The 16,835-nt window shown below is 72.1% G+C and carries 16 protein-coding genes; all 16 read left to right on the top strand.

Features of this window, described 5'->3' with window-relative positions:
- Nucleotides 1-47 precede the first annotated feature (47 nt).
- Nucleotides 48-2,033 carry a 2-oxo-4-hydroxy-4-carboxy-5-ureidoimidazoline decarboxylase gene (gene uraD, locus VFV89_RS15900; RefSeq protein ID WP_329706935.1) on the top strand — a complete coding sequence of 662 codons (1,986 nt, stop codon included), beginning with the start codon at nucleotides 48-50 and terminating at the stop codon, nucleotides 2,031-2,033.
- 11 nt (nucleotides 2,034-2,044) lie between these two features.
- Nucleotides 2,045-2,380, top strand: coding sequence for a hydroxyisourate hydrolase (gene uraH, locus VFV89_RS15895; RefSeq protein ID WP_329706934.1), 336 nt, complete (start codon nucleotides 2,045-2,047; stop codon nucleotides 2,378-2,380).
- A 5-nt stretch (nucleotides 2,381-2,385) separates the two neighbouring features.
- The gene (locus VFV89_RS15890; RefSeq protein ID WP_329706933.1) at nucleotides 2,386-3,753 is read left to right on the top strand and encodes an 8-oxoguanine deaminase; all 1,368 of its coding nucleotides are present in this window, start codon (nucleotides 2,386-2,388) and stop codon (nucleotides 3,751-3,753) included.
- A 64-nt stretch (nucleotides 3,754-3,817) separates the two neighbouring features.
- On the top strand, nucleotides 3,818-4,666 hold the full coding sequence (locus VFV89_RS15885) for a hydroxypyruvate isomerase family protein (RefSeq protein ID WP_329706932.1): 849 nt from the start codon (nucleotides 3,818-3,820) through the stop codon (nucleotides 4,664-4,666).
- On the top strand, nucleotides 4,663-5,541 hold the full coding sequence (locus VFV89_RS15880; RefSeq protein ID WP_329706931.1) for a 2-hydroxy-3-oxopropionate reductase: 879 nt from the start codon (nucleotides 4,663-4,665) through the stop codon (nucleotides 5,539-5,541). The genes VFV89_RS15885 and VFV89_RS15880 overlap by 4 nt, the downstream gene beginning before the upstream one ends.
- Before the next feature lie 35 nt (nucleotides 5,542-5,576).
- Nucleotides 5,577-7,355, top strand: coding sequence for a glyoxylate carboligase (gene gcl, locus VFV89_RS15875; RefSeq protein WP_329706930.1), 1,779 nt, complete (start codon nucleotides 5,577-5,579; stop codon nucleotides 7,353-7,355).
- 18 nt (nucleotides 7,356-7,373) lie between these two features.
- Nucleotides 7,374-8,501 (top strand): glycerate kinase, encoded by a 1,128-nt coding sequence (locus tag VFV89_RS15870; protein ID WP_414690393.1) that lies wholly within the window; start codon nucleotides 7,374-7,376, stop codon nucleotides 8,499-8,501.
- A complete protein-coding gene (locus tag VFV89_RS15865; protein WP_329706928.1) occupies nucleotides 8,498-8,656 on the top strand; it encodes a hypothetical protein in 159 nt (52 codons plus the stop codon). Before VFV89_RS15870 ends, VFV89_RS15865 begins: the two co-directional genes overlap by 4 nt.
- Complete coding sequence (locus VFV89_RS15860) at nucleotides 8,656-9,495, top strand: bifunctional allantoicase/(S)-ureidoglycine aminohydrolase (RefSeq protein ID WP_329706927.1); 840 nt, start codon at nucleotides 8,656-8,658, stop codon at nucleotides 9,493-9,495. Before VFV89_RS15865 ends, VFV89_RS15860 begins: the two co-directional genes overlap by 1 nt.
- A complete protein-coding gene (locus VFV89_RS15855; RefSeq protein WP_329706926.1) occupies nucleotides 9,492-10,973 on the top strand; it encodes a xanthine dehydrogenase small subunit in 1,482 nt (493 codons plus the stop codon). The genes VFV89_RS15860 and VFV89_RS15855 overlap by 4 nt, the downstream gene beginning before the upstream one ends.
- Complete coding sequence (gene xdhB / locus VFV89_RS15850) at nucleotides 10,970-13,450, top strand: xanthine dehydrogenase molybdopterin binding subunit (protein ID WP_329706925.1); 2,481 nt, start codon at nucleotides 10,970-10,972, stop codon at nucleotides 13,448-13,450. Before VFV89_RS15855 ends, xdhB begins: the two co-directional genes overlap by 4 nt.
- A 6-nt stretch (nucleotides 13,451-13,456) precedes the next feature.
- Complete coding sequence (xdhC, locus tag VFV89_RS15845; protein ID WP_329706924.1) at nucleotides 13,457-14,284, top strand: xanthine dehydrogenase accessory protein XdhC; 828 nt, start codon at nucleotides 13,457-13,459, stop codon at nucleotides 14,282-14,284.
- 29 nt (nucleotides 14,285-14,313) lie between these two features.
- The gene (locus tag VFV89_RS15840) at nucleotides 14,314-15,111 is read left to right on the top strand and encodes an IclR family transcriptional regulator (RefSeq protein WP_329706923.1); all 798 of its coding nucleotides are present in this window, start codon (nucleotides 14,314-14,316) and stop codon (nucleotides 15,109-15,111) included.
- Between the two features lie 79 nt (nucleotides 15,112-15,190).
- Complete coding sequence (locus VFV89_RS15835; RefSeq protein ID WP_329706922.1) at nucleotides 15,191-15,808, top strand: ATP-dependent Clp protease proteolytic subunit; 618 nt, start codon at nucleotides 15,191-15,193, stop codon at nucleotides 15,806-15,808.
- Nucleotides 15,808-16,416: an ATP-dependent Clp protease proteolytic subunit gene (locus tag VFV89_RS15830; RefSeq protein ID WP_329706921.1), complete on the top strand. Its 609-nt coding sequence runs from the start codon at nucleotides 15,808-15,810 to the stop codon at nucleotides 16,414-16,416. Before VFV89_RS15835 ends, VFV89_RS15830 begins: the two co-directional genes overlap by 1 nt.
- A gap of 213 nt (nucleotides 16,417-16,629) precedes the next feature.
- Nucleotides 16,630-16,835, top strand: a 206-nt coding sequence (locus VFV89_RS15825) for an SDR family NAD(P)-dependent oxidoreductase (protein WP_329706920.1), incomplete at its 3' end; no start/stop codon positions are given.

The raw sequence follows: 16,835 nt of genomic DNA, 5'->3' as shown, positions 1-16,835 counted from the left end.
CCGGCGCACAGCGCAAACCACTCGGCAAAACCACGAGAAGGTGTGAGATGAGCACAACCACCACCGCCGCGAAGAGACGTCCGCGGCACCCCGTCGACGAGGTGCTGCCCGCGCAGCAGCTCGCGGTCTACGGCCTGCAGCACGTCTTCGCGTTCTACGCCGGAGCCGTCGTCGTCCCGATCCTGCTCGCCGGAGCCATCGGGCTGAACCAGAGTCAGCTGATCCACCTGATCAACGCCGACCTGTTCACCTGCGGCATCGCGTCGATCCTCCAATCCGTCGGGGTCTGGAAGATCGGGGTCCGGCTGCCGCTCCTGCAGGGCGTCACCTTCACCGCGGTCTCGCCGATGATCATCATCGGCCTCGACCACGGCGGTGGGGCGGACAGCCTGACCTTCATCTACGGCGCGGTCATCGTGGCCGGCATCTTCCAGCTGCTCATCGCGCCGTACTTCAGCAGGCTGGTGCGGTTCTTCCCGCCGGTGGTCACCGGCTCGGTGATCACCATCATCGGCATCACGTTGATCCCGGTCGCCGCCTACGACGCGGGTGGCGGGCAGTTCGCCCTCTACAACCCCGACCTGGTCCCCGAGAACATGAAGTTCGGCAGCGCCACCAACCTGAGCCTCGCGTTCTTCACCATCGTCGTGATCCTGCTGATCACCCGGTACGCGCGTGGCTTCCTCGCCACCATCGCGGTGCTCGCGGGGCTGGTGATCGGCACCGCGGTCGCGGCGTTCGTCAGCGACGGCTCCGGCGGCAAGGTCGCCGAGTTCGACTCGGTCAAGGGCTCGGACTGGGTCGGGTTCACCGGGCCGTTCCACTTCGGCGCACCGCAGTTCGCGCTGGTGCCGATCCTGCTGATGATCGTCGTCATGCTGATCACGGCGGTGGAGACCACGGGTGACGTCTACGCCACCGGCCAGATCGTCGAGAAGCCGATCGGCAAGTCCGACATCGCCGCGGCCCTGCGCGCCGACGGGCTCGCGACCTTCCTCGGCGGGGTGATGAACTCCTTCCCCTACACCTGCTTCGCGGAGAACGTCGGCCTGGTGCGGCTGACCCGGGTCAAGAGCCGGTGGGTGGTCGCGACTGCGGGCGGCATCATGATCCTGCTCGGCCTGGTCCCCAAGGCCGGCGCCCTGGTCTCGAGCATCCCCAGCTGCGTGCTGGGTGGCGCGGCGCTGGTCATGTTCGGCACCGTCGCGGCCGTCGGCATCCAGACGCTGGGCCGGGTCGACTTCCACAACCACCGCAACATCATGATCGTGGCGGTGAGCCTCGGGGTCGCCATGATCCCGGTCGCCCTCCCGCAGACCGCGGACGGGCAGTCGGTCTTCCTGACCTCCTTCCCCGACAACGTCCAGGCGTTCTTGAACTCCGGGATCACGGTGGGAAGCGTGACGGCGATCCTGCTCAACCTGTTCCTGAACTACTGGGGCGGCTCCGACGACACCGGCAAGCCCGATCACGAGCTGATCAACATCACCGTGCTCAACACGATGACCCGCGAGGAGTTCATCGCCACCGTCGCCCCGGCGTTCCAGGGAACGTCGGCCGTCGCCGGCGCCGCCGCGGACCGGCGTCCGTTCGCCGACGCCAACGCCCTGCGGGCAACGCTGCAGGACGAGCTGTTCTCGCTGCCGGCCGCGCAGCAGGACGCTCTGATGCACAGCTATCCCGCCCTCGCGGGCGAGGAGCTGCGGGCCGGCGACCTGGGCGAGAACTCGGTGATCGACCAGGCGAGCGCCGGGCTGACCTTCCTCGGCGAGGAGCACCAGGAGGCGTTCAACGAGGTCACCCGGGCATACGAGGAGAAGTTCGGCTTCCCGCTGATCATCGCGGTCCGCGAGCTCAGCGCCGAGCAGGTGCTCGAGCAGGCCTGGAACCGGCTGGACAACTCGCCGACCCAGGAGCACGCCGCGGCGCTGCTGGAGATCGCCAAGATCGCCAACCACCGGTTGGCCGACGTGGTCGCAGACACGGCCCCGATGGGCTCGCAGCGCGCAGCCAGCCTCCAGCGGGTCTACTGAGGGGTCGCGGAGTGACGGTCTCGACCCACGTGCTCGACGCCGTCCACGGCACTCCGGCCCAGGGCATGGCCCTGAGGCTGGAGCGCCTGGACGGCGGCGGGTCCGTACCACTCAGGGAGGGCACGACCAACGCCGACGGCCGGTGCCCCGAGCTGACCGACGGACTCGAGCTGGCCGCCGGGACCTACCGGCTGCGGTTCGCGACGGGGGACTGGTTCGCCCGCACCGGGACGCCGGCGTTCTACCCGATGGTGGACGTCTGCTTCGAGGTCGTCGACCAGGCGGCCCACCACCACGTCCCGCTCCTGCTGGGCCCGTTCGCCTACTCGACCTACCGGGGGAGCTGACCGGCATGACCACCCCGGTGACGGTGATCGAGGGCGGCGTGGTGGCCACCATGGACGGCGTACGCGCGGAGCACGCTCCGGGCCACCTCGTGGTGCGCGACGGCCTGGTCGAGGCGGTGGGCCCGGGTCCGGCCCCTGCCCTCGATCCGGCCACGCCCGTCGACCGGGTGGATGCCCGCGGCTGCCTGGTGACCCCCGGCCTGGTCAACACCCACCACCACCTCTACCAGTGGGCGACCCGCGGGCTGTGCGTCGACGACGGGCTGTTCGGCTGGCTGACCCGCCTCTACCCGGTCTGGGCGCGCATCGACGAGGGCGTCACCGGCGCGGCCGCGGCGGCGGGTCTCGGTTGGCTGGCTCGCACGGGCTGCACGACGACGATGGACCACCACTACGTCTTCCCGAGCGGCGGTGGCGACGTCCTCGGGGCCACCATCGACGCCGCCGACCGGATCGGACTGAGGTTCCTGGCCACGCGCGGCTCGATGGACCTCGGCCGGTCCCGGGGCGGCCTGCCTCCCGACGAGGTCGTCGAGGACATCGACACGATCCTGGCCGCGAGTGCGGCGGCCGTCGATGCGCACCACGACCCGGGGCCGCGGTCGCGGGTCCGGATCGGGCTGGCACCCTGCTCGCCCTTCTCGGTCTCCGCCGACCTGCTCGTGGAGTCGGCCAGGCTCGCCCGCGGGGCCGGGGTCCGGCTGCACACGCACCTGGCCGAGACGCGCGACGAGGACGACTACTGCCGCGAGCACTTCGGGTGCTCGCCGGTCGACCACCTCCAGAAGCTGGGCTGGCTCGGCGACGACGTCTGGTTCGCCCACGGGATCCACTTCGACGACACCGGGATCCGCGAGCTCGCGGCCTCCGGGACCGGTGTCGCCCATTGCCCGTCGTCGAACGCCCGGCTGGGAGCCGGCATCTGCCGCACCCGAGACCTCCGCGACGCGGGCGTCCCCGTGGGGCTCGGCGTCGACGGCGCGGCGAGCAACGAGGCCGGCTCGCTGGTCGAGGAGGCCCGGCAGGCGCTGCTGCTCGCCCGGGCCAGGGGCGGACCCGAGGCGCTCACCGTCCGGGACGCGCTGGAGACCGCCACCATCGGCGGCGCCCGGGTGCTCGGCTGGGACGACCGGATCGGTTCGCTGGAGCCCGGCAAGGAGGCCGACGTGGCCGTCTGGCGGCTCGACACGCTGCCGCACGCCGACATCGTCGACCCGGTGGCCGCGCTGGTCCTCGGCACCCGGCCGCCCCTCGAGCTGCTGCTGGTCGCCGGGCGCCCGGTCGTGGAGCGCGACCGGCTCGTGACCGCTCACGAGCAGGCGCTCGCCGCCGAGGTCGTACGACGCCAGCGCGCGCTGCTCGGCAACGGTTGACGAGCCGCGCCGGCGACGCGTAGTCTCTCGTCCAATGGAAAATATTTTCCGCGATACGGAAGTGATGGAGATGACCGACCACGGGCTGCCGTACCTGGCGAACTGCTCGATGCTGTTCACCGAGCAGCCGTTGCTGGAGCGGCCGCAGGCGGCGAAGGACGCCGGCTTCGACGCGATCGAGTTCTGGTGGCCGTGGCCGGACCAGCCGGTGCCCGCCGACGCCGACGTCGCGGCGTTCGTGGCCGCGGTGCGCGACGCCGGGGTGTCGCTGGTCGGCCTGAACTTCTTCGCCGGTGACCTGGCCGGACCGGACTGCGGGGTGCTGTCGATCCCGGACCGGGCCCAGCAGTTCCGCGACAACATCGACGTCGCGGTCGGCATCGGCGACCAGCTCGGCGTGCGCGCCTTCAACGCGCTCTACGGCAACCGCGTCGACGGTGTGGCCCCGGAGCAGCAGGACGAGCTGGCCCGCGAGCAGCTGCGGGCCGCGGCCGACGCCGCGGCGAGGATCGGGGCGACCGTCCTGGTCGAGCCGGTCAGCGGGCCCAAGCCCTACCCGCTGCGGACCGCCGCCGACGCGGTCGGCGTGGTGACCGCGGTCCGGGCCGACGGGGCGTCGTCCATCGGCTTCCTGTGCGACCTGTTCCACCTCGCCAACAACGGCGACGACCTAGCTGCCGCCATCGAGGCCTACGGGGACCTCGTCGCCCACGTCCAGGTCGCCGACTTCCCGGGCCGGGGCGAGCCGGGCTCCGGCGAGCTCGCGATCGACGACCTGCTCGGAGCGCTCGCCGCCCGGGGCTACGACGGGTGGGTCGGCCTCGAGTACAAGCCCACCACCGACACCGCGGCCAGCCTCGCCTGGCTGCCCAGGGCGCGCCGCGCCGCACCAGCAAGGGAGCAGAACCGATGACCACGATCGCCTTCATCGGCCTCGGCATCATGGGCCAGCCGATGTCCGTCCACCTCCAGAAGGCCGGGTTCGACGTCTGCGGGGTCAACCTGTCGCCCGAGCGGCTCCAGCCGCTCGTCGACGCCGGCGGCCGGGCCGCGTCCTCGATCGCGGAGGCGGTCAAGGGAGCCGACGTGGTCGCGGTGATGGTCCCCGACTCGCCGGACGTCGAGCAGGTGCTGGCCGGTGAGGGCGGCGTGTTCGGCAACGCCGAGCCCGGCACCCTGATCATCGACTTCTCCAGCATCCGGCCCGACGTCACCGCGAGCCTCGCCGAGCAGGCGCGGGCGAAGGGGTTCCGGATGCTCGACGCGCCCGTCTCGGGCGGCGAGAAGGGCGCGATCGACGCCGTCCTCTCGATCATGGTCGGCGGTGCGGCCGAGGACTTCGCCGAGGCGCGGCCGATCCTCGACGCCGTCGGCAGGACGATCGTGCACGTCGGCCCGAGCGGGGCCGGCCAGACCGTGAAGGCCGCCAACCAGCTGATCGTCGCGGTCAACATCGAGGTGCTGGCCGAGGCGCTGGTGTTCCTGGAGGCGTACGGCGTCGACACCGAGGCCGCGCTCGAGGTGCTCGGCGGTGGGCTGGCCGGCTCGAAGGTGCTCGACCAGAAGCGGTCGAACATGCTCAACCGCTCCTTCGACCCGGGCTTCCGCATCGACCTGCACCACAAGGACATGGGCATCGTCACCGCCGCCGCCCGCGAGGCCGGCGTCGTGATCCCCCTGGGCGCGGTCGCGGCCCAGCTGATGGCCTCCGCCCGGGCGAACGGCGACGGCGGCCTCGACCACTCGGCACTGCTGCGGGGAGTCGAGCGGCTCTCCGGCCGCGGCTGACGAGCAGACCACAGCAGACGACGAGGAGCACCGACATGACACGCATGACTGCGGCCCAGGCCGCCGTGGAGATCCTGAAGCTGGAGGGCGTGACCAACGTCTTCGGGCTGCCCGGAGCCGCGATCAACCCCTTCTACAAGGCGATGAAGACCAGCGGCGGCCTCCACCACACGCTGGCGCGCCACGTCGAGGGCGCATCGCACATGGCAGAGGGCTACACCCGCGCGCGGGCCGGCAACATCGGCGTCTGCGTCGGGACCAGCGGGCCGGCCGGCACCGACATGATCACCGGCCTCTACTCCGCGAGCGCCGACTCGATCCCGATCCTGTGCATCACCGGGCAGGCGCCGGTCGCGAAGCTGCACAAGGAGGACTTCCAGGCCGTCGACATCGCCAGCATCGCCGCGCCGCTGACCAAGATGGCGGTCACCGTGCTGGAGCCGGCCCAGGTGCCCGGCACCTTCCAGCAGGCCTTCCACCTGATGCGCTCGGGGCGGCCCGGGCCGGTGCTCATCGACCTGCCGATCGACGTGCAGCTGGCGGAGATCGACTTCGACGTCGAGACCTACGCTCCGCTGCCGGCCTACAAGCCGGCCGCGACCAGGGCCCAGGTCGAGAAGGCGGTCGACATGCTGGTCGCCGCGGAGCGCCCGCTGCTGGTGTCCGGCGGCGGCGTGGTCAACGCCGACGCCGCGGACCTGCTGGTCGAGCTCGCCGAGCTGACCGGGGTGCCGGTGGTGCCGACCCTGATGGGCTGGGGCACCATCCCCGACGACCACGAGCTGAACGCCGGCATGGTCGGGCTGCAGACCTCGCACCGCTACGGCAACGCGACGATGCTGGCCGCCGACTTCGTGCTCGGCATCGGCAACCGGTGGGCCAACCGGCACACCGGTGGCGTGGACACCTACACTCGCGGCCGCACCTTCGTGCACGTCGACATCGAGCCGACCCAGATCGGGCGGGTGTTCGCGCCCGACTACGGGATCGTGTCCGACGCGCGGGCGGCCCTCGAGCTCTTCGTCGAGGTGGCGCGCGACCGCAAGGCCGCCGGGACGCTCCCCGACCGCTCCGCGTGGGCGGCGGAGTGCCTCGAGCGCAAGCAGTCGATGTGGCGGCGTACCAACTTCGACGCGGTGCCGATCAAGCCGCAGCGCGTCTACCAGGAGATGAACCGCGCCTTCGGCAAGGACGTCCGCTACGTCTCCACGATCGGCCTCTCGCAGATCCAGGCCGCCCAGCTCCTGCACGTCTTCGGGCCGCGGCAGTGGATCAACGCCGGTCAGGCCGGGCCGCTGGGGTGGACCGTGCCGGCCGCGCTCGGGGTCGCCACCGCCGACCCCGACAGCACCGTGGTGGCCCTGTCCGGCGACTACGACTTCCAGTTCATGATCGAGGAGCTCGCGGTCGGGGCGCAGTTCAACATCCCCTACATCCACGTGCTGGTGAACAACGCCTACCTCGGGCTGATCCGGCAGGCCCAGCGCGGCTTCGACATGGACTACTGCGTGCAGCTGTCCTTCGACAACATCAACGCGCCCGAGATCAACGGGTACGGCGTCGACCACGTCAAGGTGGCCGAGGGCCTGGGCTGCAAGGCGATCCGCGTCTTCGACCCCGAGGAGATCCTGCCGGCACTCGAGCAGGCGAAGAAGATGCTGGTCGAGCACCGGGTGCCGGTCGTGGTCGAGGTGATCCTCGAGCGGGTCACCAACGTCTCGATGGGCTTGGAGATCGACAACATCACCGAGTTCGAGGAGCTGGCGGAGTCGGGCGAGGACGCCCCCACCGCCCTCTACGCGAACCTCGACTGATGCTCCCGGTCACCTGCCATGTCCCGCGTGCTGCTCGCCCCTGACAAGTTCAAGGGCACGCTCACGGCCGCGGAGGTCGCGGCACACCTGAGCGCCGGGATCCGGGCCGCGCTGCCGAACGCCGAGATCGTGGTGGTCCCGGTGTCCGACGGCGGCGACGGGCTGCTCGACGCAGCGGTCGGCGCAGGCTACGCGCGGGTGCCGGTCCGGGCGTCGGGACCGACCGGGATCGTCGGCGACACCTGGTACGCCCGCCTCGGCGACCGCGCAGCTGTCGAGATGGCCGAAATCTGCGGTCTGGGCAGGCTGCCCGACGGCGTCCCGGCCCCGGCGACCGCGACCACACGCGGCGTGGGCGAGGTGATCGGCGCCGCGCTCGACGCCGGCTGCCGCGAGATCCTGCTGGGCGTCGGCGGCAGCGCGTCGACCGACGGGGGCGCGGGGCTGGTGACGGCCCTCGGCGCCCGGGTGCTGGGCCCAGAGGGAGAGCGGATCGAGGACGGCGGGCTCGCCCTGGCGGGAGCCAGGGCCCTCGACACCTCGGGGCTGCACCCCGCTCTCGCCGAGGCCGAGATCACGGTGGCCTGCGACGTCGACAACCCGCTGTCCGGTCCGGCCGGGGCGGCCGCCGTCTACGGCCCGCAGAAGGGCGCCGCGCCCGACCTGGTCGAGCAGCTGGACGCGGCGCTGTCGCACTGGGCCGACCTCGTGGCCGCCACCACCGGCGCCGACGAGCGCGACCTGCCGGGAGCAGGGGCCGCCGGCGGGCTGGCGTTCGGCGCGGTCGCCGTGCTGGGCGCCCGGCTGCGCACCGGCGCCGAGGTTGTCCAGGAGCTGACCGGGCTCGAGGAGGCCCTTGCCGGCGCCGACCTGGTGGTCACCGGCGAGGGCTCCCTCGACGACCAGACCCTGCGCGGCAAGGCGCCCGCGGGCGTGGCCGCCGCGGCCCGGCGGGCCGGCGTCGCGGTGGTCGCGGTGGCCGGCCGCTGCCTGCTCGACGAGCAGGCGCTGGCCGGTGCCGGGATCGGCTCGGTCCACGCGCTGGAGGACGAGGCGTCCTACCCGGGTGAGGCCTTCGAGAAGCCGGGCCTCCTGCTGGAGCGGATCGGCGCGCGGATCGCGCGCGAGGAGCTGGGGCAGCGATGACCCTCGACCTCGCCGCCGTGGCGCACAAGAACCCGGTCTCGGCCTACGCGGGCCGCCGGCTCGCAGGCGTCGTACGCCGCACCTGGCTGCGTGGGTCGCTCGTCGCCCCTGACCGCCCGCCCCACGGCCGCTTCCTGCTGAGAGGACAACGCTGATGACCGGCCCGACCACCTACTACGCCCCGGCGGCCGGCCTGCCGCCCCAGACCCGGCTGACAACCGACCGGTCCCGCTTCAACGAGGCCTACGTCGTCATCCCGCGTGGTTGCCTGACCGACATCGTGGCCAGCCACCTGCCGTTCTGGGACGACACCCGGCTGTGGGTACTGGCCCGGCCCCTGACCGGCTTCGCCGAGACGTTCAGCCAGTACCTCGTCGAGGTCTCCGAGGGTGGCGGGAGCAGCCGGCCCGAGACCGACCCCGGCGCCGAGGCGGTGCTCTTCGTGCTGGACGGCGCACTGCGGCTCGTGCTCGAGGGCGTCGAGCACGTGCTCGAGGCCGGTGGCTACGCCTACCTGCCTCCCGGCGCCCAGTGGGCCGCGCACCAAACCGGGTCGGGGCCGGTGCGGTTCCACTGGCTGCGCAAGGCCTACGAGTGGGTCGACGGGATCGACGCCCCCGACGCCTTCGTGGTCAACGAGCGGGACGTGGAGCCGCTGGAGATGCCCGGCACCGACGGCGCCTGGACCACGACCCGGTTCGTCGACCAGGCCGACCTCCGCCACGACATGCACGTCAACATCGTCAACTTCCTTCCCGGCGGCGCCATCCCCTTCCCGGAGACGCACGTGATGGAGCACGGCATCTACATCCTCGAGGGCAAGGCGATGTACCTCCTCAACGAGGACTGGGTAGAGGTCCAGGAGGGCGACTTCCTCTGGCTCCGCGCGTTCTGCCCGCAGGCCTGCTACGCCGGCGGTCCCGGGCGGTTCCGCTACCTGCTCTACAAGGACGTGAACCGGCACATGCATCTCTACGAGAGGAGCCACCCGTGAACGCATCGGTGACGACACCGGGAGCGACGGTCAACCGGCAGCCGGCCTCGCTGGGCGGCGTCCCGCCGTACACCTCGGCGCTGGACTGGCTGCGGGACCGGGGGCTGACCGGCGCCAAGGAGGGCTGCGCCGAGGGTGAGTGCGGCGCCTGCGCCATCCTGGTCGCCAGGGAGTCGACCACGGGCGACGGCAGCACGGAGTGGGTCTCGGTCAACGCCTGCCTGATCCCCGCCGGGCTCCTCGAGGGACAGGAGGTGCTCACCGCCGAGGGGCTGGGCACGCCCACCTCCCTCCACCCGGTCCAGCAGGAGATGGCGGTCCGGGGCGGGTCGCAGTGCGGCTACTGCACCCCCGGCTTCGTCTGCAGCATGGCCGCGGAGTACTACCGGGCCGGCCGCTCCCGCTCCAACGGGCACGACGACGCCGAGCACGGCCCGAACGGGTTCGACCTGCATGCCCTGAGCGGCAACCTGTGCCGGTGCACGGGCTACCGGCCGATCAAGGACGCGGCCTACGCCCTGGGCGAGCCGGAGACCGGCGACGAGCTCGCCGCCCGACGCACCCAGGCCCCGCCGCCCGTGCGCCCGGTCCGGATGGCCGCCGAGGGCGCGGAGCTGGTCCGGCCGGCCGACCTGGCCGAGACCGTCCGGCTGCTGGCGGACCGGCCGGATGCACTGCTGGTCGCCGGGTCGACCGACTGGGGCGTCGAGGTCAACCTGCGCGGCGTGCGGGCCGAGCTGGTGCTCGCCGTCGACCGGATCCCGGAGCTGCGGGGGTTCAGCATGGACGCCGACGAGATCAGGCTGGGCGCGGCGCTCACGCTGACCGAGATCGAGCGGCGGCTGGACGCCTCATCGGATGGCGGGGTGCCGCTGCTGGCCGAGCTGTTCCCGCAGTTCGCCTCGCGGCTGATCCGCAACGGGGCGACGCTGGGCGGCAACCTCGGCACCGCGTCGCCCATCGGTGACAGCCCGCCGGCCCTGCTCGCGCTCGAGGCACAGCTGGTGCTGGCCTCGGTGCGGGGGGAGCGGGTCGTGCCGCTCGCCGACTACTTCACCGGCTACCGGCAGAGCGTCCGTGCCGCCGACGAGCTGATCAAGGAGGTCGTGGTCCCGCGCCCGCTCGCGGCGCTGACCGGCTTCCACAAGATCGCCAAGCGGCGCTTCGACGACATCTCCAGTGTCGCGGTCGCGTTCGCCCTGGACCTGGACGGGGGAGTCGTCACGCGCGCGGCGATCGGACTCGGCGGCGTGGCGGCCACGCCGATCCGCGCCCGGGACACCGAGGCGGCGCTAGTCGGCGAGCCCTGGACCGACGAGACGGTCCGGCGGGCGGCCGAGGTCCTGGCCGCCGAAGGGACTCCCATCGACGACCACCGGGCGAGCTCGGCCTACCGCGCTGCGATGCTCGGGCAGTCGCTCCTCAAGCTGCACGCACAGCACCCCCAGGCGGGCGACCCGGAAGGAGCCCCGGCATGAGCCACCTCTCGCAGCGACCAGACGTCGACCCGGCCACGATGGTCGTCGGCAGTGCGATCCCGCACGAGGCCGCGGCCCTGCACGTGACCGGCAAGGCGCTCTACACCGACGACCTCGTCGCCCGCACCAAGGACTGCCTGCACGCCTGGCCGGTGCAGGCCACCGTGGCCCGGGCGCGGATCACCGTGCTCGACGTGACGCCGGCGTACGACGTGCCGGGCGTGGTCCGCGTGCTGACCGCCGCGGACGTGCCCGGCGTCAACGACGCGGGCGTCAAGCACGACGAGCCGCTGTTCCCCGACGAGGTGTGCTTCCACGGCCACGCGGTGTGCTGGGTGCTGGCAGAGACCCTCGAGGCGGCCCGGCTCGGTGCCGCCGCCGTCCGGCTGGAGCTCGAGCCGCTGCCCGCGCTGGTCAACGTCAAGGAGGCGATCGCGGCGCACGCGTTCCAGGGCGCCCAGCCCACGGTGGAGCGCGGCGACGTGGCCGGCGGCATCCAGGCCGCTCCCCACGTCTTCAGCGGCGAGCTCGAGTTCGCGGGGCAGGAGCACTTCTACCTCGAGACCCACTGCGCCCTCTCCGACGTCGACGAGAACGGCCAGGTCTTCGTGCAGTCCAGCACCCAGCACCCCTCGGAGACCCAGGAGATCGTGGCGCACGTGCTCGGGCTGCACAGCCACGAGGTGACCGTGCAGTGCCTGCGGATGGGCGGCGGCTTCGGCGGCAAGGAGATGCAGCCGCACGGCTTCGCCGCGATCGCGGCCCTCGGCAGCACCCTGACCGGGCGTCCGGTCCGGCTCCGGCTGAACCGGACCCAGGACCTCACGATGACCGGCAAGCGGCACGGCTTCCACGCCGACTGGCGGGTGGGCTTCGACGACGACGGCGTGATCCAGGCGCTCGAGGCGACGGTGACTGCGGACGGCGGCTGGAGCCTCGACCTCTCCGAGCCGGTGCTCGCCCGCGCCCTGTGCCACATCGACAACGCCTACTGGATCCCCAACATCCGGGTCAGCGGCCGGATCGCGAGGAGCAACAAGACCTCGCAGACGGCGTTCCGGGGCTTCGGCGGCCCCCAGGGGATGATGGTGATCGAGGACATCCTCGGCCGCTGCGCGCCACTGCTGGGTATCGACCCGGTGGAGCTGCGCCGGCGCAACTTCTACCGGAGCGGCGTCGCGACGCCGCAGACCACGCCCTACGGCCAGCCGGTGCGGCACCCGGAGCGGGTCAACGCGGTCTTCGACCAGGTCATCGAGTCCTCGGACTTCGAGGCCCGACGCGAGGAGGTGGGACGGTTCAACGCCGAGCACGAGCACGTGAAGCGGGCCCTGGCGATCACCCCGGTCAAGTTCGGCATCTCGTTCAACCTGACCGCGTTCAACCAGGCCGGCGCGCTGGTGCACGTCTACAAGGACGGCTCGGTCCTGATCAACCACGGCGGCACCGAGATGGGCCAGGGGCTGCACACCAAGATGCTCCAGGTCGCGGCGACCACGCTGGGCGTGCCGCTGTCCAGGGTGCGGCTGGCGCCGACCCGCACCGACAAGGTGCCTAACACCTCGGCCACCGCGGCCTCGTCCGGCGCCGACCTCAACGGCGGCGCGGTCAAGAACGCGTGCGAGCAGATCCGGCGCCGCCTCGAGCAGGTGGCGTCCGGCGGGCTCGGCGTCCCGGCGGAGGACGTGCGGTTCGTCGACGGCGAGGTGACCGGGCTGGGCCGCTCCGGGTTGTCGCTGACCTGGGAGGAGGTCGTGCGGACGGCGTACTTCCAGCGGGTGCAGCTGTTCGCCGCCGGCTACTACCGCACCGAGGGGCTGCACTGGGACTCCAGCGTCATGCAGGGGTCGCCGTTCAAGTACTTCGCCTACGGCGCGGCGGCCACCGAGGTCGAGGTGGACGGGTTCACCGGCGCCTACACCACCCGGCGCGTCGACATCGTGCACGACGTGGGCGACAGCCTGTCGCCGCTGATCGACATCGGCCAGATCGAGGGCGGCTTCGTCCAGGGCGCCGGCTGGCTGACCCTGGAGGACCTGCGTTGGGACGAGAGCGACGGGCCGCACCGCGGCCGGCTGTCCACCCAGTCGGCGAGCACCTACAAGCTGCCCAGCTTCTCGGAGATGCCGCCCGACTTCAGGGTCACGCTGCTCGAGCGGGCGCACGAGGAGGGTGCCGTCTACGGCTCCAAGGCCGTCGGCGAGCCGCCGCTGATGCTGGCCTTCTCGGTGCGCGAGGCGCTGCGCGAGGCCGCGGCCGCCTTCGGCCCGCCGGGCACGAGCGTCGACCTCGCGTCGCCGGCCACGCCGGAGGCGGTGTGGTGGGCGCTGACCGAGGCGCGCCGCGGTCACGACGAGGGCCACGTGGTCGAGGGCAAGGACGGACACGCACCGGACCGCTCCGACCCCAGCGCTCCCGCCCGCCGGCCGGCCTCCGAGGTCGAGCGGACCGCCGTTCCGCACCTCACCGAGGCGTAGGCAGCGATGGAGTGGTTGAAGGCCGTCGAGGCGCTGCGCTCGCGGCGCGAGGCCGGCGTGCTGGTCACCGTGGCCGCGGTCCGGGGCCACGCGCCCCGCGATGCCGGCGCCAAGATGGTGGTGTCGGCGGGGGAGACCTGGGGCTCGGTCGGCGGCGGCAACCTGGAGGCGGTGGCCGTCGAGCGCGCCCGCGGGCTGCTGGCCGACCCGGCCGCGGGTCCGGAGCTGTTCACCTCCCACCTCACCGACAAGGCGCGGCTGCAGCACGGCGTCCAGTGCTGCGGGGGCGAGGTCACCGTCCTGCTCGAGCCGCTGGCGGTGCTGCCCGCGGTGGCGATCTTCGGGATGGGCCACGTCGGCATCGAGCTGGCCCGGATCCTGGCCCGCCACGACGTCGACCTGCACGTGGTCGACTCCCGGCCCGAGCAGCTCACCGACAAGGCGCTCGAGGTCCTGGCCGATGCCGTGGCCCGGGTGCACCGGCACCACGTCCCCGTGCTCCCGGAGCTGGTGCTCGCCGAGCTCCCACCGGGCACGCACGTCCTGGTGATGACGCACGACCACGCCGAGGACCTCGCGCTGGTCGACGCTGCGCTGCGGGCCTCCCACCTCGGCTCGATCGGGCTGATCGGGTCGAGCGCCAAGTGGAGCCGGTTCCGCTCGCACCTCGTCGCCGACGGCCACGACGACGACGCGATCGCCCGGGTCACCACCCCGATCGGCCTGCCCGGGCTGGCCGGCAAGGAGCCCGCCGTGATCGCGGTGAGCGTGGCCGCCGCCCTGGTGCAGGTGTTCGCGGGCGAAATGCCGCTGATCCCTCAGCTGGCACCGTAGACTTCCGGCATACGGAACAAACTTTCACCATGAGGAGATCGATGACCGCGGAAGCCACGGAGCCGACCGTCAGCCGCAGCTCCGGTGGAGTGCAGTCCCTCGACCGCGCCTTCGCGATCCTCGAGGCGATGGCCGACGCCGGCGGCATCATCGGCCTCTCGCAGCTGGCGGAGAGGTCCGGCCTGCCGCTCGCCACCATCCACCGGCTGGTCCGGACCCTGGTCGACCTCGGCTACGTCCGCCAGGAGGCCTCCCGCCAGTACTCCCTCGGCCCGCGGCTGATGCGCCTCTCCGACACTGCCGCCAAGAGGGTCGGCGCCTGGACGCGGCCGGCGATGACCGCAGCCGTGGACAAGCTGGGGGAGTCGGTCAACCTGGCCACCCTCGACGGCGACGAGATCGTCTACGTCGCCCAGGTCCAGCCGTCGGAGAACTTCATGCGGATGTTCACCGAGGTCGGGCGCCGCACCCGGCCCCATGCCACCGCGGTCGGCAAGGCGATCCTCGCGCGCTTCCCCGACGACGAGGTCGTCTCGCTCCTCGGGCGCACCGGGATGCCGCGCTACACCCCGACCACCATCGGCAGCCCGGAGGAGTTCCTGGCCGCCATGGAGCAGGTCCGCACCGTCGGCTACGCGCTCGACGAGGGCGAGCAGGAGGTCGGCGTGCGGTGTGTCGCCGTGGCCGTTCCCGACGCGCCGCAGCCGATGGCCATCTCGATGTCCGGACCCACCAACCGGATGACCGACGACGTCGTCGAGAAGGCGGCCCAGGTGCTGTCCGAGGCCGCGGCGGAGATCGGCTCGGTGCTCACCCGCACCCCCTGAGCCTCGTCCTCTGCCCAGGGCAGAACCGCCCTCAGCGGATTCGCTGGAACCGGGCCGCCGGGCCGCGCAGGCTCGGAGCATGACCCAGACCATGCAATCCGGCCCCAACCTGGCCGGCCTCTCCGCCGCCGACCGGCTGCTGCACCAGCGGATCATCGTCCTCGGCCAGGAGGTCGACGACGACATCGCCAACAAGCTCTGTGCCGAGCTGCTCCTGCTCTCCGCCGAGGACCCGCGGCGCGACATCGCGCTCTACATCAACTCACCGGGCGGCTCGGTCTCGGCCGGCCTCGCCATCTACGACACCATGCGGCTGATCCCCAACGACGTCGCGACCCTGGCCATGGGGCTCGCGGCGAGCATGGGGCAGTTCCTGCTGTCGGCCGGTACGCCGGGCAAGCGCTACGCGCTCCCGCACAGCCGGATCCTGATGCACCAGGGCTCGGCGGGCATCGGCGGCACTGCGATCGACATCGAGATCCAGGCCGAGAACCTCGAGCACACCAAGGGCGTGGTGCTCGGGCTGATCTCGGAGCACACCGGCCAGCCCCTGGAGAAGATCGAGCAGGATTCGCGGCGGGACAGGTGGTTCACCGCCGAGGAGGCACGTGACTACGGCTTCGTCGACCAGGTGCTCGCCGACGTGGCGTCGGTGACGCCCTACCGCGTGCCCAGCGCCGCGTTCGGAGCGGCGTGATGAGCAGCTACACGATCCCCAGCGTCGTCGAGAAGACCGTGCGCGGCGGCGAACGAGCCGTCGACATCTACAGCCGCCTGCTCACCGACCGCATCGTCTATATCGGCACCGAGATCGACGACGGTGTCGCCAACGTCGTCATCGCCCAGCTCATCCACCTGGAGTCGGACCGTCCCGAGGTCCCGATCGACCTCTACCTCAACTCCCCGGGCGGCTCGGTGACGGCGATGCTGGCGATCTATGACACGATGCAGTTCATCAGCTCGCCGGTCGGCACCACCGCGATCGGACAGGCCGGCTCCTCGGCCGCCGTACTCCTGGCTGCCGGGGACCCCGGCCGGCGGACGGTGCTGCCGCACTCGCGGATGGTGCTGCACCAGCCGTCGGGTGGGGGACAGGGCACTCTCCCGGACCTCGAGCTGCACGCCAAGGAGATCGTCCGGCTGCGCGGCCAGATGGAGGAGATCCTGTCCCGGCACACCGGTCGCACCGTGGAGCAGATACGAGAGGACACCGACCGGGACCTGGTGCTCTCCGCGCAGGAGGCCGTCGACTACGGCCTTGCGGACGAGATCCTGGACAGCCGGAAGCTGGCCCTGGCCCGTTGATTCCGGACTTCCGCCGGTCGACTCCGGACTTCTGCCGGTCGACTCCGGACATCTGCCGGTCGAGTCCGGACTTCTGCCGGTCGAGTCCGGACTTCTGCCGCGACGGAACTCCCGACTCGACCGGCGGAACTCCCGACTCGACCGGCGGAACTCCCGACTCAACGTGGTTGAGCCCTTGAACTCAACCTAACTTGAAGTTTCATGCTGGGAGGCATGACTACTTCAGTGGCTGTGATCACCGGCGCCTCGCAGGGGCTCGGCCGTGCGCTGGCTCAGGAGCTGGCGGGCCGGGGCTGGGCCCTGGTCCTGGACGCGCGGCACGAGGCGACCCTGGCCGAGGCGGTGCGGCAGCTGCCGGGAGGCCCGCACCCGGCCATCGCGGGCGACGTGGCCGACCCGGCCCATCGCCGCGAGCTGGC

Source organism: Nocardioides sp., assembly GCF_036274455.1.
Taxonomy (GTDB): Bacteria; Actinomycetota; Actinomycetes; order Propionibacteriales; family Nocardioidaceae; genus Nocardioides.
Note: the sequence above shows the minus strand (reverse complement) of the source record. Positions and strands in the feature narration are given on the sequence as shown.

Coding starts and splice junctions, on each gene's coding strand:
- VFV89_RS15835 (WP_329706922.1), top strand. CDS start 15,191: ATGACCCAGACCATGCAATCCGGCCCCAACCTGGCCGGCCTCTCCGCC.
- uraD (WP_329706935.1), top strand. CDS start 48: ATGAGCACAACCACCACCGCCGCGAAGAGACGTCCGCGGCACCCCGTC.
- VFV89_RS15860 (WP_329706927.1), top strand. CDS start 8,656: ATGACCGGCCCGACCACCTACTACGCCCCGGCGGCCGGCCTGCCGCCC.
- VFV89_RS15870 (WP_414690393.1), top strand. CDS start 7,374: ATGTCCCGCGTGCTGCTCGCCCCTGACAAGTTCAAGGGCACGCTCACG.
- xdhB (WP_329706925.1), top strand. CDS start 10,970: ATGAGCCACCTCTCGCAGCGACCAGACGTCGACCCGGCCACGATGGTC.
- gcl (WP_329706930.1), top strand. CDS start 5,577: ATGACACGCATGACTGCGGCCCAGGCCGCCGTGGAGATCCTGAAGCTG.
- VFV89_RS15840 (WP_329706923.1), top strand. CDS start 14,314: ATGAGGAGATCGATGACCGCGGAAGCCACGGAGCCGACCGTCAGCCGC.
- VFV89_RS15830 (WP_329706921.1), top strand. CDS start 15,808: ATGAGCAGCTACACGATCCCCAGCGTCGTCGAGAAGACCGTGCGCGGC.
- VFV89_RS15880 (WP_329706931.1), top strand. CDS start 4,663: ATGACCACGATCGCCTTCATCGGCCTCGGCATCATGGGCCAGCCGATG.
- VFV89_RS15890 (WP_329706933.1), top strand. CDS start 2,386: ATGACCACCCCGGTGACGGTGATCGAGGGCGGCGTGGTGGCCACCATG.
- VFV89_RS15865 (WP_329706928.1), top strand. CDS start 8,498: ATGACCCTCGACCTCGCCGCCGTGGCGCACAAGAACCCGGTCTCGGCC.
- VFV89_RS15885 (WP_329706932.1), top strand. CDS start 3,818: ATGGAGATGACCGACCACGGGCTGCCGTACCTGGCGAACTGCTCGATG.
- xdhC (WP_329706924.1), top strand. CDS start 13,457: ATGGAGTGGTTGAAGGCCGTCGAGGCGCTGCGCTCGCGGCGCGAGGCC.